9 protein-coding genes, 16 tRNA genes and 2 rRNA genes are annotated in these 14,245 nt (G+C 42.5%); 2 read left to right on the top strand and 25 right to left on the bottom strand.

Going from position 1 to position 14,245, the window contains the following annotated elements; translation table 11 throughout:
* Positions 1–50: 50 nt before the first annotated feature.
* The gene (gene queG, locus ACOT8F_RS02880; RefSeq protein ID WP_421650055.1) at positions 51–1,187 is read right to left on the bottom strand and encodes a tRNA epoxyqueuosine(34) reductase QueG; all 1,137 of its coding nucleotides are present in this window, start codon (positions 1,185–1,187) and stop codon (positions 51–53) included.
* 83 nt (positions 1,188–1,270) lie between these two features.
* Between queG and ACOT8F_RS02875 the strand changes: the two genes are divergently transcribed.
* Positions 1,271–1,936: a B3/B4 domain-containing protein gene (locus ACOT8F_RS02875; protein ID WP_421650054.1), complete on the top strand. Its 666-nt coding sequence runs from the start codon at positions 1,271–1,273 to the stop codon at positions 1,934–1,936.
* A gap of 68 nt (positions 1,937–2,004) precedes the next feature.
* Here the strand turns inward: ACOT8F_RS02875 and ACOT8F_RS02870 are convergent.
* Together ACOT8F_RS02870 and ACOT8F_RS02865 are read right to left on the bottom strand one after the other, a co-directional pair.
* Positions 2,005–2,078: transfer RNA gene (locus tag ACOT8F_RS02870), tRNA-Gly, on the bottom strand.
* A gap of 104 nt (positions 2,079–2,182) precedes the next feature.
* Positions 2,183–3,772, bottom strand: a complete 1,590-nt coding sequence (locus tag ACOT8F_RS02865; RefSeq protein WP_421650053.1) for an FMN-binding glutamate synthase family protein — start codon at positions 3,770–3,772, stop codon at positions 2,183–2,185.
* A 242-nt stretch (positions 3,773–4,014) separates the two neighbouring features.
* Between ACOT8F_RS02865 and ACOT8F_RS02860 the strand changes: the two genes are divergently transcribed.
* Positions 4,015–4,866, top strand: coding sequence for a DUF1206 domain-containing protein (locus ACOT8F_RS02860; RefSeq protein ID WP_421650052.1), 852 nt, complete (start codon positions 4,015–4,017; stop codon positions 4,864–4,866).
* A 261-nt stretch (positions 4,867–5,127) separates the two neighbouring features.
* Here ACOT8F_RS02860 and ACOT8F_RS02855 read toward each other — a convergent pair whose 3' ends face one another.
* The 22 genes from ACOT8F_RS02855 to ACOT8F_RS02750 form a co-directional block, all read right to left on the bottom strand.
* The gene (locus tag ACOT8F_RS02855) at positions 5,128–5,277 is read right to left on the bottom strand and encodes a hypothetical protein (RefSeq protein ID WP_421650051.1); all 150 of its coding nucleotides are present in this window, start codon (positions 5,275–5,277) and stop codon (positions 5,128–5,130) included.
* Between the two features lie 272 nt (positions 5,278–5,549).
* Positions 5,550–6,386, bottom strand: coding sequence for a COG4705 family protein (locus ACOT8F_RS02850; protein WP_421650050.1), 837 nt, complete (start codon positions 6,384–6,386; stop codon positions 5,550–5,552).
* Between the two features lie 243 nt (positions 6,387–6,629).
* On the bottom strand, positions 6,630–7,913 hold the full coding sequence (ltrA, locus tag ACOT8F_RS02845; RefSeq protein WP_421650049.1) for a group II intron reverse transcriptase/maturase: 1,284 nt from the start codon (positions 7,911–7,913) through the stop codon (positions 6,630–6,632).
* Between the two features lie 542 nt (positions 7,914–8,455).
* Positions 8,456–11,095, bottom strand: a complete 2,640-nt coding sequence (locus tag ACOT8F_RS02840) for a polysaccharide lyase 8 family protein (protein ID WP_421650048.1) — start codon at positions 11,093–11,095, stop codon at positions 8,456–8,458.
* Positions 11,096–11,424: 329 nt separating this feature from the next.
* Positions 11,425–11,604, bottom strand: coding sequence for a hypothetical protein (locus tag ACOT8F_RS02835; RefSeq protein ID WP_421650047.1), 180 nt, complete (start codon positions 11,602–11,604; stop codon positions 11,425–11,427).
* Between the two features lie 191 nt (positions 11,605–11,795).
* Positions 11,796–11,877, bottom strand: a tRNA-Leu gene (locus tag ACOT8F_RS02830).
* A gap of 114 nt (positions 11,878–11,991) precedes the next feature.
* Positions 11,992–12,065, bottom strand: a tRNA-Cys gene (locus ACOT8F_RS02825).
* A gap of 9 nt (positions 12,066–12,074) precedes the next feature.
* Positions 12,075–12,149, bottom strand: a tRNA-Gly gene (locus ACOT8F_RS02820).
* A 75-nt stretch (positions 12,150–12,224) separates the two neighbouring features.
* Positions 12,225–12,299 (bottom strand) — tRNA-Gln (locus tag ACOT8F_RS02815).
* Between the two features lie 55 nt (positions 12,300–12,354).
* Positions 12,355–12,430 (bottom strand) — tRNA-His (locus ACOT8F_RS02810).
* 11 nt (positions 12,431–12,441) lie between these two features.
* Positions 12,442–12,515 (bottom strand) — tRNA-Trp (locus ACOT8F_RS02805).
* Positions 12,516–12,522: 7 nt separating this feature from the next.
* Positions 12,523–12,606: transfer RNA gene (locus ACOT8F_RS02800), tRNA-Tyr, on the bottom strand.
* Between the two features lie 13 nt (positions 12,607–12,619).
* Positions 12,620–12,692, bottom strand: a tRNA-Thr gene (locus ACOT8F_RS02795).
* A 27-nt stretch (positions 12,693–12,719) separates the two neighbouring features.
* Positions 12,720–12,795, bottom strand: a tRNA-Phe gene (locus tag ACOT8F_RS02790).
* 313 nt (positions 12,796–13,108) lie between these two features.
* Positions 13,109–13,185, bottom strand: a tRNA-Asp gene (locus ACOT8F_RS02785).
* Positions 13,186–13,188: 3 nt separating this feature from the next.
* Positions 13,189–13,265, bottom strand: a tRNA-Met gene (locus ACOT8F_RS02780).
* A 37-nt stretch (positions 13,266–13,302) separates the two neighbouring features.
* Positions 13,303–13,378 (bottom strand) — tRNA-Val (locus ACOT8F_RS02775).
* Positions 13,379–13,591: 213 nt separating this feature from the next.
* Positions 13,592–13,666: transfer RNA gene (locus ACOT8F_RS02770), tRNA-Glu, on the bottom strand.
* Between the two features lie 13 nt (positions 13,667–13,679).
* A tRNA-Ser gene (locus ACOT8F_RS02765) sits at positions 13,680–13,770 on the bottom strand.
* A gap of 4 nt (positions 13,771–13,774) precedes the next feature.
* A tRNA-Asn gene (locus ACOT8F_RS02760) sits at positions 13,775–13,849 on the bottom strand.
* Between the two features lie 13 nt (positions 13,850–13,862).
* Positions 13,863–13,978 (bottom strand): 5S ribosomal RNA (gene rrf / locus ACOT8F_RS02755).
* A gap of 148 nt (positions 13,979–14,126) precedes the next feature.
* A 23S ribosomal RNA gene (locus tag ACOT8F_RS02750) occupies positions 14,127–14,245 on the bottom strand; the annotation flags it as partial.

Genomic DNA, 14,245 nt, shown 5'->3' with positions numbered 1-14,245 from the left:
GCCATATCGGTTTTACTTAAACCATATGAGTGAAACAAGTCTCATTAGTATCAAGGTTTTGCGAGAAACGCCATTCCTTTTTCAATTTCAGCTATTACAGCTTCATCCTTCTCTGCTTCCATCGCTCTCTCAAGCCTTACTTTCGACTCTTCCCCGCCGATTTTTCCAATGGCCCATGCCGCGGTTCCCCGAATAACAGGTCTTGGATCTTCTTTCATTAATAAGTACAAATCAGGAAGGGCTGTTTCATCCTTAAAGTGAGCGAGAGCAATAATCGCATTTCGCTGAATCGGCTTTTTTCCTCTCCAAGAGCCTGATACAGGACCAAACTTTTCTTTGAACTCTCTATTAGAAATCTTCAAAAGAGGCTTAAGCTTCGGTTTCGCGAGTTCAGGATCCGGCTTCATTTCCTCGTGCAGCAGAAAATCCTTCCCCTTATTTTCAGGACAAACAGTTTGGCATGTATCACAGCCGTACAGCCTGTTTCCGAGCTTCATCCTGAATTCCTCCGGCAAAAAGTCCTTCGTTTGCGTCAGGTAAGCGATGCACTTTTGAGAATTCAGCTGTCCTCCCTGTACAAGTGCTCCAGTCGGACAGGCATCCACACATTTGCTGCATGTGCCGCACTGGTCCTCCATCGGCTGATCTGGTTCAAAGGGAATGTTCGTCACGATTTCACCTAGATAGACGTATGAACCGAATTCCTTCGTAATGATCGCGCAGTTTTTCCCGCTCCAGCCGATTCCCGCTCTTTCAGCAACTGCCCTGTCGGAAAGCTCGCCTGTATCAACCATCGATTTCACGTTTGCCTCAGGCAGTTTTTCTTCTATAAATGCTTCAAGATTTTTTAGGCGGCCGCGGAGAATATCATGGTAATCACTTCCCCACGAAGCGCGGCAAAAAATGCCTCTTCGGTCTTCCTTCGTGCTTTTTGGGGGATTTTTAAGCTTTGAGGGATACGCGAGGGCAATTGATATAATGGAGCGTGCTTTTGGTAAGAGGAGCGACGGATCCGTTCTCTTTTCAATATCCGGTTCTTCAAAGCCTGACTGATACCCCAGTGCTTCACTGACCTTCAGCCGCTGCTTTAAGGATTCAAACACATCTGCACCGGCAAAACCGATTTTATCAATTCCGATCGTTTTGCTGTAGGCAATGATTTCTTCTTTTAATGCTGCATAATTCATATTAGTAGCCTCCTTTCTCTCTGTTGTAAAAAACGTCTTCCTCTATGATAAAATAAAGCTTATCTAAACTGGGAGGGTAATGTATGGAAATCTCGATTGATCGTAAAGTAAAGGAATTGATCCCCGATTTTAAAGTCGGAGTTCTTACCTATCATCATATCGAAGTCGGAAGTTCACCTCAAATGCTCAAAGGGCGCTTCCGTTTGTTTCAAGAATCACTTGTCCTTGATCTTGAAGGTATGGAAGTGAATTCGCTTCCGGGCATTTCAGAATGGCGCGATGTTTTCAAAAAAACAGGTACTGACCCTAACCGGTATCGGCCAGCAAACGAAGCTTTATACCGCCGTATTCAAAAACAGCAGTTTTTAAACCCTGTTCACTCAGCTGCAGATGTAAACAACTTCTTTTCATTGCGTTATGAAATTCCTCTTGGCATCTATGATCTGAATGAAATTAATGGAAATGTCACGATAACAATCGGTGATGCCGACTCAAGCTATCCTGCCATTAACGGCCGTGATGTAAGCATGGGAGGTAAATTGCTTTCAGCTGATGACATCGGCCCCTTTGGCAGCCCTTATGTGGATTCAAAAAGGACAGCATGTACAGAAGAAACAACCAAGGCTCTGCAGATTGTTTACTTGAAGCCTTCAATGAAGGAAGAAGAAGCAAACAAGCTTTTGCGGTCTCTGTCTGACATGTTTACTCAAGTTCATGGCGGAACATCAGACATTCAAATCATCCGATAACATAGAAAAAAACGCAATGCTTCGTTTTCAGGAGAAACGGAACACTGCGTTGTTACTGAAATTATGTATGGAGCGGGTGATGGGAATCGAACCCACGACATCAGCTTGGAAGGCTGAGGTTTTACCATTAAACTACACCCGCATTTGTTGACAAAGATTATTTTATCAGATATTTGAATGTTATGCAACAATAATTTAAAAAATCCTCCAGATATAGTGTCTGGAGGATTTTTATAAGGGTTTTTCTCAAATGTTGCTGCTATGAATGCTAACTGGCACCTTATCCTTCAGCTTTCCTTCGTCACCAAGAAGCGTCACATGCTTCATTTCAAACTGAGTCGGCGATTCAAGACCAGCCGCTGCAGCCAAATTGAAAAGACCTTCTCTTAAGGAAACGACATAATTGCACACCCTGTATTTTTTCTCCTCAATACTCAGCGCTTTTTGAAGCTTTGGATCTGTTGTCGCAACGCCTGCCGGGCAGTTGTTCGTATGGCAAACCTGAGCCATAATGCAGCCGACACTCATCATCATTCCTCTTGCAATGTTCACGAGATCGGCCCCTAAAGCAAGGGCAACAGCGATTTTATCCGGTGTCAAAAGTTTCCCGGAAGCAAAGATTTTCACGTGCTCCCGAATCCCGTATTTTAAAAGCGTTTCATGAACGATAGGCAGTGCCTGATGAATCGGCAGTCCCGTAGAATCAGCCAATTCCTGAAAGGATGCTCCAGTTCCGCCTTCTCCTCCGTCCACAGTGATAAAGTCCGGAAAGCTGTTTTTCTCTTTCATTTTTAGAAAAAGATCCTCAAGGTCCCCTCTATTGCCAACGACGATTTTCATTCCAACCGGTTTACCGCCAATTTCCCGAAGCTCTTCGATAAAATGAAGCAGGCTCTCTGCATTAGGTAAATGCTCAAACCGGTTTGGACTGTCAACCGTTTTCCACGCCTCCACATTTCTGATTTTCGCGATTTCCTCTGTTACCTTTTTACCGTCAAGATGGCCTCCGCGCACTTTAGCTCCCTGCGCCAGCTTTAGCTCAAAAGCTTTAACTTGCGGAATGCTGCTCTTTTTCTTAAATTCCTCGTAGGAGAAGTTACCTGCCTTATCCCTCACACCAAATAATCCAGGTCCAATCTGGCAAATAATGTCCACATTTCCCTCCAAGTGAAAATCTGACAAACCGCCTTCCCCTGTATTCATCCATGTTCCGCCTGCCATGCCAAGCCCTTTTGACAATGCAGTGATGGCATGGTCGCCGATCGATCCATAGCTCATCGCCGACTGGCCGACGAGACCTTTTACGTGAAAAGGCATCCGTGTACTCTTTTCCCCGATCACAATTTCATCTTGTTCAGAAAGATAAAATGGCTTAATCTTCTGATCCTCTCTGTGCTCCTTCCTGTTAAAAAGCTTTTCCTTATCAATGCTGTAAACCTTTGTATCGATAAGCGGCTCCTGGCGAATTCTAAGCTCCCTGGCTTGTTTTGGAAAAAGAGAATTGTTTATGTAATATCCTCCTTTATCAAAATCCCGCTCCGATCCGAATCCCATCGTCCGGCTATTGTATTTGCCGGCTAACACCACATTCAAGTAATCACGTCTTGAAAATGGTTTTCCTTCATTATCATTGTTATATAAATATTGGCGAAGCTCAGGCCCCATTTTTTCAATAATGTAGCGCATTTTCCCGAAAACCGGATAGTTCCTTAAGATCGCGTGTTCCTGCTGTCTCTCATTCTGAAAAAAGAACCACGCGAACATACCTACAATTCCGATTAGTGAAAGCAGCACCAGCCCAATCAGAATAACTGCCGCAATGTCTGCAATACTCATTCTCTTCTCCCCCTTAAGATATATCTTTAAGGAATGATTTCCCTTTCAGCTGTTCCGTTAATCCTGCATGGGGGAGGAAGTTATAACCAGGAGTTAAAATTCATTTCATTTGCCTGTAAGCTCTTCTTTCTGCATATTCTCAAATTGTAATGAAATCGCATCATATATATCCCAGGTTTTTCTTTTGCATCTAAAGGGAATCTATTAATTACACTTATAAAGAATCGAAAGGAGTGGTGATAATGGAGCTTACCCGTTCAAGAGCAGGAGGAGCGGTCGCTGAAAAAGCATCATACGAAACAAAGCCTTGGATTCGCCGTATGGGCCGCGCAGGATATATGGCCCAGGGGTTTGTATTCGGTCTTATCGGAATTCTTGCTTTTATGACTGCCATCGGCGCAGGAGGAGAAACAACGGACACAAAAGGCGCCCTTCAATCTCTAAAAGGAATGCCGCTCGGAGAAGTTCTTCTATGGCTGATTGGAATTGGATTGTTCGGTTATGTGATCTGGTCTTTTGTGAAAGCCATTAAGGATCCGGAAAACAAAGGAAAAGACACCAAAGGAATTGTTACCCGCATTGGTTATGGTATCACAGGTATTATTTATGCAAGTATCGCATTCACTGCTATCAAAACAGCTTTAGGCTCAAGCGGTTCAGGCGGCAGCAACGAACAATCCATGTCAGCTCAAATGCTGTCTCATCCTTTTGGAAAATGGATTATCGGAATCGTTGGACTTATAACACTTGGATACGGGGTTTATGAATTTATAACCGGCTACAAAGAAAAATTCATGAGTGATTTCAACTTAAGCGACATGAAACCGAAAGAAATAAAAGCAACGAGAAGATCCGGTAAAATCGGTCTTATTGCACGAGGCATCGTCCTTGCGATGGTCGGATTCTTCTTGATCCAGACAGCCGTTACAGCCGATCCGGATAAAACTAAAGGGCTTGATGGCGCTCTTGCTGAATTGTCCAATCAGCCATATGGCCACTGGCTGCTGGGTGCAGTGGCACTCGGGTTGATTCTGTATGGTATTTACGGTATTTTCCGCGGAAGATATGTGTATATGGGGTATGGAGGGAAATAACGTTTAGAGAGTCTGATCGATCCAGGCTCTCTTTTTATGTTCTTCCCTGATCAGTAATGAAGCAGGCTTCCCAGCGAATGGGCTTAAAAAAAAGGCCGATTGCTTGAGGAAGCTAAAAATTGGGATATTATAAGTGGTTTGAAAACAGCGGGGGTGGCTTGTTCTGGGAGGAGTGGGACAATATTAATCGGGAGCTTTTTGGGAGTGTTTGTGGGGTAATGGTAAATAGTAAAGAAGACTACTATACGATGAAGTCTTCTTTTAATCAGGCACTCCAATATAATCTCCTGCCCTGGCTTTTAAAATATCAATTAAGTCCTCGTCCATATACCCGTAATCGTCAGGGATATCGAGATTATAGACTTTCTGGTTGTTTAATATAACACCGAATTTATCTTTCATCCGTCTCATATGCTTTTTCTCCATAAATATACAGTCCGCCCATCCAATGTGGCCGCTGCTCACTTTACCCCTAGGCCCATCTTCTGTTCCAGCTGACCTTCCCATCGTATCCGTTAAAATGGTTGAATACTTTCTCTGCTGTCGGGCTTCGCCATTAATTTTTGCTGCAAATAAATAAAATCTTAATGTGATTTCCTCCTATACTTTCAAAAAGGTTCTGAATACCAAATTAGTTTAGCAGTAAAAAAAGAAGGATTCCACCGAATCCTTCTTTTTTAACCTTAATTAACTTTTGAAATAGTACCATCATTTTCTTCAAGCTTCCTGGAAAGTACAGGATCATCCTGAACGTCTTTCCTCGTAAAAGTCATAAATCCTATCAGGACTACTATAATTATGGTCATCACCAAACTGACAGGTCCTTCTCCAACGCCTAAACCGCCCTTGCTATGAGGAGAAGAAACCCAATCCGAAAACGACGCTCCAACAGGACGTGTCATAATGTAAGCAAACCAGAACGTGCCAATCTCATTCATGCCAATCAGCTTGTAGCCGAGTGCCGGAATAGCGAGCAATACCGCAAATACTATACCTGACGAAAAATAGCCCAAGTTCAGAGTTGTCGCAGTCATATCTCCTGCAGCTGTACCAAGTGCGAACGTTGCAAGTACAGCAGCCCAGTAAAAAACCTCACGCCTGCGGGTATTGATGCTGTGTATAGAAAGAGTTCTCTCTGCTTTATGCCAAACTGCAAAAATCACAATAAGGGCAAAGGCAAAAAAGACTGTTGATACAACATAGGAAATCCCTAGAACAACATGTACAATATCAGCTGCCATTGTACCGAAGATACTGACCATTACAACAACCAGCCAGTAGATCCAAGGCACATACCGTTTTGCTGAGAACTGGAGGAGCAGCGAGCCTGCCAAACATATTCCTCCTGCCCCTACCGCAATGATAGGGTCAATGTGCTTCACCAAGTAATCGGAGAACACCTCACCCATTCCAGTTGTCAGCAGCTTTATAATCCAAAAGTAGATTGTAATTTCCGGAACTTTAGATAGAAGATATTTTGATGGATTACTATTTATTTGATTTGATATCGTTTTATTCATAAGCAAGCTAAGCTCCTAATGATTGCCCTTGTACCGGGACAACTTTATTTTTGTTACGATGTGTTCAATTATCCATTCTACTGGTTAAAAATGAAAAACTTCTGTGAGTCAAATAAAAGTTCTTTCATCTGTAATGAAACAAGTACAAGTTTTTTCACAAACATCGAGTAGGAGGGAGTTATTAACTCCCGACCTCTCACACCACCGTACGTACGGATCCGTATACGGCGGTTCAATTTTATTCTAGGCATGTACTTTCATGTAGTGTTGCACCCCAGAGACTAGCCCAAATGCAGCTAGTCTCTTGTTTGTTATGGTCATGGTCAGAATCCACGAGTAGGCAGTGCGAGCTGCCCCTTTGCTTGTGTGGCTATTTTTGTATGCCTCAAGTCTGTTCATCCCCAATTTGATCAGGTTCTTGCGGCGATTCTTAGCTGTCTTCCATTTCTTCCATATGCACATTCTAAGTCGGAATCGTGTATGGGAGTCGATGTTTTCAAGGAGCTTTTTCATATAACCTATTTTAAAGTAGTTGATCCAGCCTCTGAGTAGTTGGTTAATCCGCTCAACCTGATACTTCGTATCCACGCTCCAATTCTTCCTAGTCAATTGTTTTAGTTTATACTTAATGTTTTCCACCGCCTTTTGATGCGGTTTCGTTTTGTATAAATCTGTTTGGAAGTCTCTAAAGAAGCCAAAGCCCAAGAACTTCATATTGGGATCATTCGGTTTGGTGATTCTCGATTTGTTGGCGTTGACGATGAGACCTAGTTTCTCTTCAATGAATCTTGTCACAGATCTCATCACCCGTCTGGCTGCCATTTCACTCTTGACCATGATGATACAATCATCTGCATATCTCACGAACTTTAGCCCGCGGTTTTCAAGTTCCCGATCTAGTTCATTGAGCATTATGTTGCTAAGTAGAGGAGATAAGTTTCCACCTTGTGGTGTTCCTATTATGGTTTCTTTGTACTCATCGTTTATTTGGACGCCGCTTACTAGGAATTTTCGGATGAGTGATATAACATCTCCATCGTCCACCGTTCTTGAGACGAGGTTCATCAGCCGGTCGTGGTGGACGGTGTCAAAGAAACGTTCCAGGTCTATATCTACAATCCAGTCATAACCATCGTTCATGAATTCCAATGCCTTCACAATAGCCATTTCAGCATAGCGATTTGGCCTGAATCCGTAGCTATTCTCACTGAATCCCTTATCAAATATAGGGGTGAGGACTTGTGCTATGGCTTGTTGAATGACTCGGTCGGTTACGGTCGGTATCCCTAAAAGTCGAACCCCGCCAATTGGTTTGGGGATCTCTACTCTTAGTACTGGTTGGGGTTGGTATTTCCTTTGTCGGATTAGACGGATCATTTCATCCTTGTTCTTCACCAAATGTTTCTCCAGTTCTTCCACATTCATTCCGTCGACCCCGGCAGCACCCTTATTTCGTTTTACTTGTTTAAATGCTTGGTTAAGGTTATCTCTATTGAGAATTTCCTCTAATAAATTCCTTTCGTACATGCCTGTTATTTCCTTTCCTTCTCGTAGAGTCGGTATCCACTTTCTCGCCTTTCGCCAGTGGTCTATTTCCTCTCCCAATCGAGATTTCTATAACGATAAAATTGTTCAGCCCTTCGCTCCTTCTAACTTTCATTAGATATCTTTACTACTACGGCTTCTGCTGACTTCTCATGATCCAGTCCTGTATCACTACAGGATTTTGGTGTAGACCCATGAGATCTCCCCAGTTAAGGTGCGAACTCTTTCCCTCCATCTATCTGCCATATATACAACGTATGATACAGTAGCTATGGGACTTTAACTTCTTTTGCAGTCTTATCCTCATACGTTGCCTCTTATATGATTTCTGTTCGTCAGACCAGAGGTTTGCCTCGAGCTTCCTTCAGATTCCACGTCACCATGGACACCCTTGCTTTTGGCTATGTACTTACCGCTACGTAAGGTCGTACTCGGGACTTTCACCCGTTAGAGTTCGCCCATGCTGGGCGAACAAAAAGACCCCGGCTTCATGCCGAAGTCTTTCTTCTAGGAAGATTCCCCTTTTAATCCTTCGTAGTCAGTTTGATTTCATAGCTCTTTCCATCATGATTGGACGAATCTATATGGATGAGTGCCTTTTTACTGGATACAGATGTTTTTACCCCTTCACTTTCTTCCAGTACACTAGGATGTGGAAGGTCTATTTCCAGCTTCATTTTATTTAGCCGTAAGGTAGGATCTGAAACGGCAATCGTTACCGTGTTTCCGTCACTTTTCACAAGAATGGATGCTTGGTTATAAGAAGATAGATTGGCTGCCGTTGTCTTTTTATCACCAAAGAAATTGAATCCTTTTAGCTTAAGTGCTGTATTCTCAACGGCATGAACATTTTCTGTATTGGCCAGTATTTTTATAGTTGGCTTATCAGCATATTCTTTCGTTTTGGCTTCATCAAAGTTCGGAAGAATCACATACGCATATTTTGCTTGCTGTGGATTTTTTCCGTGATCCATTCCTAATGTAAAATAATTTTTTGTAACCTTTGTGTCAGGGTTGGATGTACGGACTTTCTGCAGACTGTCTGTTACGGTATTTTTAGAAACATTGATTTCAGAAGCCTCTGGAAAGTAGTACCCTGCTTGAGTTCCTTTTCCATCTGTTTTAAAGTTAATCCATTTTAAGTTGTATTCTCCATTAGCCGGATTGAATAATTTCTCATTTTCATAAGTCTCTCCAGCAATAGTACTTGTTTCGTTTGTATCAAACATTCGATTATCAATCGTTGAAATAACATCTCTCCCCAATTGATCCCTTATATTCGAACCCATTAAAACAATTTCATCATCAAACATAAAGACTGATTTATTGGCATCTGCGTTTTTATATACGACAAAGTCATCTGGTAATATCCCAGCCTGCTTATCCTTATAGCCGATTTCATCTCCAAGCTGAATTCCCGATATCCCATATTTACCAAGCTTTACCCCGCCTGAATATTGATTGGTGCCTGCCGGAAAATACACATATTTGTTCTCAGACTCTGAGGAGACATCAAAATTTAATGGATGGTTCGTATTTTCATAAAAGAGCTTTCCGTATAACTCGGGAATGGTTTTTCTCTCTTCTACTGGGACAGTTGTTCCTGGAAGCTTAAGAGGGTCTATTGTGGCTAAATAATTAGCTCCAAATGATTTTGTTTGATCTCTCCCTGACAAATACAAATAGTAGCCGCCATCACTTTGAAACCATGGCATTAAATTTTCTCCGCTCATATATTCATACTTGCTGATTCGATCAGAACTTCTTGAAACCGCGAAGGCGTAGGAATTTCGAATATGAACGGTTTTATCCATCATATTAAAATTATAGTGATCATCATCAATTAAATTTTTAGGAGCTACATTAGGATCCTGCATGATTTGATTGAAGTCAGCGATTGAGCGAAGAGAACTAAACGACCCAGTAGAAAAATTTCCTTTTATTGAAGAAACGATATATTTAATATAAGATTGCATCTCTTTACGATCAGTATCACTAAGGTTTCTGCTCAAATCAACAATTGCTTCAACAATATTATATACATCCTGATATCCAGTGCCTGTCCTTGAAACGGCTCTACCCTTAACTATTTCCATCATATAGCCCTCAAAAATAACGGGTGCAAAGCCTTTATAAATCCACTCTTTTACAGTCGGCACCAAAATTTCTTTCGGATCATAAATACTGCCGTTAAGAATATTCATCGTTTGGATGATGCGATTTAACAATACTTTTCCATATGAACCTGTATAGGCAACCGAAGCATGCTGGATAAAAGAACCGTCATCATAAAATCCGTCGGTATTACCATTAATGAGATGATTAGGATCAGTCGTTTTAAAAACAGTCATGATATTGTCTACTGCCTTTGTTACCCTGTCTTCGCTATCAATCAATGCACCTTGTATGATTCGATTTGTTGCAATATCCGCAAGGTTGGCACCTCTATGAAAGCGTGATGCTAAATCGATATCCCCATTTTTCCCGTTCCTCAAGTATTTGTCTATTGAATCAATATAAGCATCTATCAAATAAGGTTTATAGCTTTTGATTTCATCTTCCAAGAGAAGCAGCGTTTTAGTGATGCTCGTTGGTATGCCAATCTCCCATGCATACCAATTTCCATAATATCCTTTTTCCTGATTCTCAAAGAAGTTGGTGTAGAGCCAATCAAGGCCATCGATTACTTTCTTAATGGCTTCTTGATTATTGTATAAATTGACTCCGCTTAACCCCGGTCTTTTATAAGTTTTCGCAGCAAGAGCTATTTGATATAAATACAAATAAGAATTGCTTAAATTCGTTTCATTCGTTCCAAGCGGAGTGTCCTTAAATAATGAGGTCTCCTCTCCATTAACTCTGTTTTCTAAAGGAATAAGGGAAGATAGACGTGAATTAGCTGTATTCTGGACGGAATTTATTTTGCTATCGAGCATGGGACTGCTGTTTAAACTTTCATTTCCTGCAAGATAATCTTTGTAATTCATTTTCAATTGATTCATTTGAGCAGCAGCATCCTCAATACTTATATTCTTACCATTTAATTGTACTGGGTTTGGCTTTGCAAAAGCGTGGACAGCTGAATGAGATTCAGAGATTGGAAGCGTAAGGAAGGCGGTCAATGTTACGGAAGAAACTATTAACTTATTATAATTCTTTTTCAATACGACACATCCTTTAAAATTTTTAAAACGAAAATCAACACTTTTCGAATTATGCCGGATTCTAAAGGTGTGCTTGCCTATTTAGTTGTGTAGAAAATTCGCAGGGATAAGAGAGATGATTGCAGGCAAACGGTGAATCTAAGTTAAATTTACTACCTTTTGTCATAATTTGCAAGCGTTTTCAATATTTTCCAAGAAATTTTTCCCAGTTGCTAGTTTCACACAAAAGGCAGTTGGCAAAATAAATCGACCTGCAAAATGGTTCTATCGGAAGTCGATTGAATACCAAACCAAAAAATCAGTGAAACTTGCTGCTCTAGTATAGTACACTATCTTTTTAAAGGAACATCGCCGTTTTCTGACTGTGGATGGGATGCATACTCCGATGTTTTCTTTCTCGAAGGCTTTACAAGCCTAATAAACAGCTTTACAAGAAGTACAGCGACTAAGATCAAGAGGATAATACCAACTGCATAGCCAATAAAATGTCCGATTGCATAAGAACTCATTTTGAATCATCTCCTGTTAAATAATCGAGTAAAAATAATAGCGGATTTCCTTTTACCTTTTTAGAATTCAGCTTTTAAGTGAATAACTATTCTTTTCCTTATAAAATGAATGAAAGACACTCCAGCGGATTATTTTTAATCACAAAAAAATCACTTCTCACAACGTGAGAAGCGATTTTTAACGGTTATGATACCGGTGGCCGGGGTCGAACCGGCACTCCAGAAGGAACACGATTTTGAGTCGTGCGCGTCTGCCAATTCCGCCACACCGGCATAGTGGGCATTTGGTGCCGAGAGCCTGACTGAATTGTCAAGGCGATTTTACAACCGCAGGATGTTTTATCCTGTGTATTCCAATTTATGAACCTCTAAGAAGGTTTAAGATATTGGAGGCGGCACCCGGATTCGAACCGGGGGTAAAGGAGTTGCAGTCCTCTGCCTTACCACTTGGCTATGCCGCCAGCACTCGTTGGAGCGGAAGACGGGATTCGAACCCGCGACCCCCACCTTGGCAAGGTGGTGTTCTACCACTGAACTACTTCCGCATTTGCACCAAATAATTGGTTTCTGTATTAGCCTATGCAGCAATCAGAAATTGTTGCTTGGCATTTGAATGAAAATGGCTGGGCTAGCTGGATTCGAACCAGCGCATGACGGAGTCAAAGTCCGTTGCCTTACCGCTTGGCTATAGCCCATTGTTATGCTGTTATGTAAGGAGTGATTAAATCCATTATGTTTAAAAATAAATAATGGGGCGATTGATGGGAATCGAACCCACGAATACCAGAGCCACAATCTGGCGTGTTAACCACTTCACCACAACCGCCATAATTTAATTGGCAGGGGCAGTAGGAATCGAACCCACACCGGAGGTTTTGGAGACCTCTGTTCTACCGTTAAACTATGCCCCTATACAAATGGTGGAGGGGGGCAGATTCGAACTGCCGAACCCGAAGGAGCGGATTTACAGTCCGCCGCGTTTAGCCACTTCGCTACCCCTCCGTATGAAAAACAGTGCCGGCAAGAGGACTTGAACCCCCAACCTACTGATTACAAGTCAGTTGCTCTACCAATTGAGCTACACCGGCAAATAGTTAAGTGATACTATTTTAAAATGGTGGCTCGGGACGGAATCGAACCGCCGACACATGGATTTTCAGTCCATTGCTCTACCGACTGAGCTACCGAGCCATATAAAATGAGTGATACTATTAAGTTCCTTCTTGCTGGCAATCGCCCAAATCTTAGGATGTTTAGCCAAGCAGCACTCGATTTGTGCGCTGAAGCATCGCTTCGCAGCTTATTCGAACGTGCTCTACCGACTGAGCTACCGAGCCATCTAAGTTTCTGCTTCCACTAAGCTTCGAATCTCTTCGTCAGCTAGCTTCATCGATCGCATCCTCACGTATTTCATATACGCTCCGGTGCTCAATCAGTCGCTTCCTCGACCTTCTCGCTTATTGAAACCCTCTTACATTTTACTTAATTCTCATTTGAAAATCAATGGCGGTCCGGACGGGACTCGAACCCGCGACCTCCTGCGTGACAGGCAGGCATTCTAACCAACTGAACTACCGGACCATTTGGTTGCGGGGACAGGATTTGAACCTGCGACCTTCGGGTTATGAGCCCGACGAGCTACCAGACTGCTCCACCCCGCGATAATATGCTATTTCACTCAAGATCAAGAGTCCTGAGTGGTGGAGGATGACGGGATCGAACCGCCGACCCTCTGCTTGTAAGGCAGATGCTCTCCCAGCTGAGCTAATCCTCCATAATTACGGCTTTTGAAAGCGGCGCATTTCGTTGTCATCTTCGCTCACTCACATCCTCACGTACTAAGGTACGCTCCAGTGTTCGCTCCCTCGATTCCTACAACTGCTTGCTTCTCAAAACCCTCGTCTCTATTGAAAGAGATTTAAGTGCTACAGCTGCTTGATGAGCTGTTTTTCTTGCTGATTGGCTTTTAACCGTTTAAGTTTAAGATTGGTGACCCCTACGGGATTCGAACCCGTGTTACCGCCGTGAAAGGGCGGTGTCTTAACCGCTTGACCAAGGGGCCATTAAAAGTATTATGGCGGAGAGCGGGGGATTCGAACCCCCGATACGCTTATGACGTATACACGATTTCCAATCGTGCTCCTTCGGCCACTCGGACAGCTCTCCATAATGGCTCCGCAGGCAGGACTCGAACCTGCGACCGATCGGTTAACAGCCGATAGCTCTACCACTGAGCTACTGCGGAATAATCTTATCTTGCCCGGCGATGTCCTACTCTCACAGGGGGAAACCCCCAACTACCATCGGCGCTGAAGAGCTTAACTTCCGTGTTCGGTATGGGAACGGGTGTGACCTCTTCGCCATCATCACCAGACAATTTAAAAAGTGACAAGATTAATTATATAATTTTAGAGAGAAAAATCAATACTTTTTTTGAAAAATTATTCTCTCAAAACCAGATAACACAGTTCACAAGTTTTCACAGGAGAACACTTCCGTGTTCCTTCTTTTGGATATCACATTAGGTTAAGTCCTCGATCGATTAGTATCCGTCAGCTCCACGTGTCACCACGCTTCCACCTCGGACCTATCTACCTGATCATCTTTCAGGGATCTTACTTCAAATGAATGGGAAATCTCA

Source organism: Chryseobacillus diguaensis (genome assembly GCF_049220665.1).
Taxonomy (GTDB): Bacteria; Bacillota; Bacilli; order Bacillales; family Bacillaceae; genus Metabacillus_B.
This window is presented reverse-complemented; position numbering and strand designations above follow the sequence as displayed.

What these genes read in the sequence shown, in the direction of transcription:
- ACOT8F_RS02835 (WP_421650047.1), bottom strand. Translation starts at nt 11,604, where the DNA reads ATGAGTTCTTATGCAATCGGACATTTTATTGGCTATGCAGTTGGTATT.
- queG (WP_421650055.1), bottom strand. Translation starts at nt 1,187, where the DNA reads ATGAATTATGCAGCATTAAAAGAAGAAATCATTGCCTACAGCAAAACG.
- ltrA (WP_421650049.1), bottom strand. Translation starts at nt 7,913, where the DNA reads ATGTACGAAAGGAATTTATTAGAGGAAATTCTCAATAGAGATAACCTT.
- ACOT8F_RS02860 (WP_421650052.1), top strand. Translation starts at nt 4,015, where the DNA reads ATGGAGCTTACCCGTTCAAGAGCAGGAGGAGCGGTCGCTGAAAAAGCA.
- ACOT8F_RS02865 (WP_421650053.1), bottom strand. Translation starts at nt 3,772, where the DNA reads ATGAGTATTGCAGACATTGCGGCAGTTATTCTGATTGGGCTGGTGCTG.
- ACOT8F_RS02850 (WP_421650050.1), bottom strand. Translation starts at nt 6,386, where the DNA reads ATGAATAAAACGATATCAAATCAAATAAATAGTAATCCATCAAAATAT.
- ACOT8F_RS02855 (WP_421650051.1), bottom strand. Translation starts at nt 5,277, where the DNA reads ATGAGACGGATGAAAGATAAATTCGGTGTTATATTAAACAACCAGAAA.
- ACOT8F_RS02875 (WP_421650054.1), top strand. Translation starts at nt 1,271, where the DNA reads ATGGAAATCTCGATTGATCGTAAAGTAAAGGAATTGATCCCCGATTTT.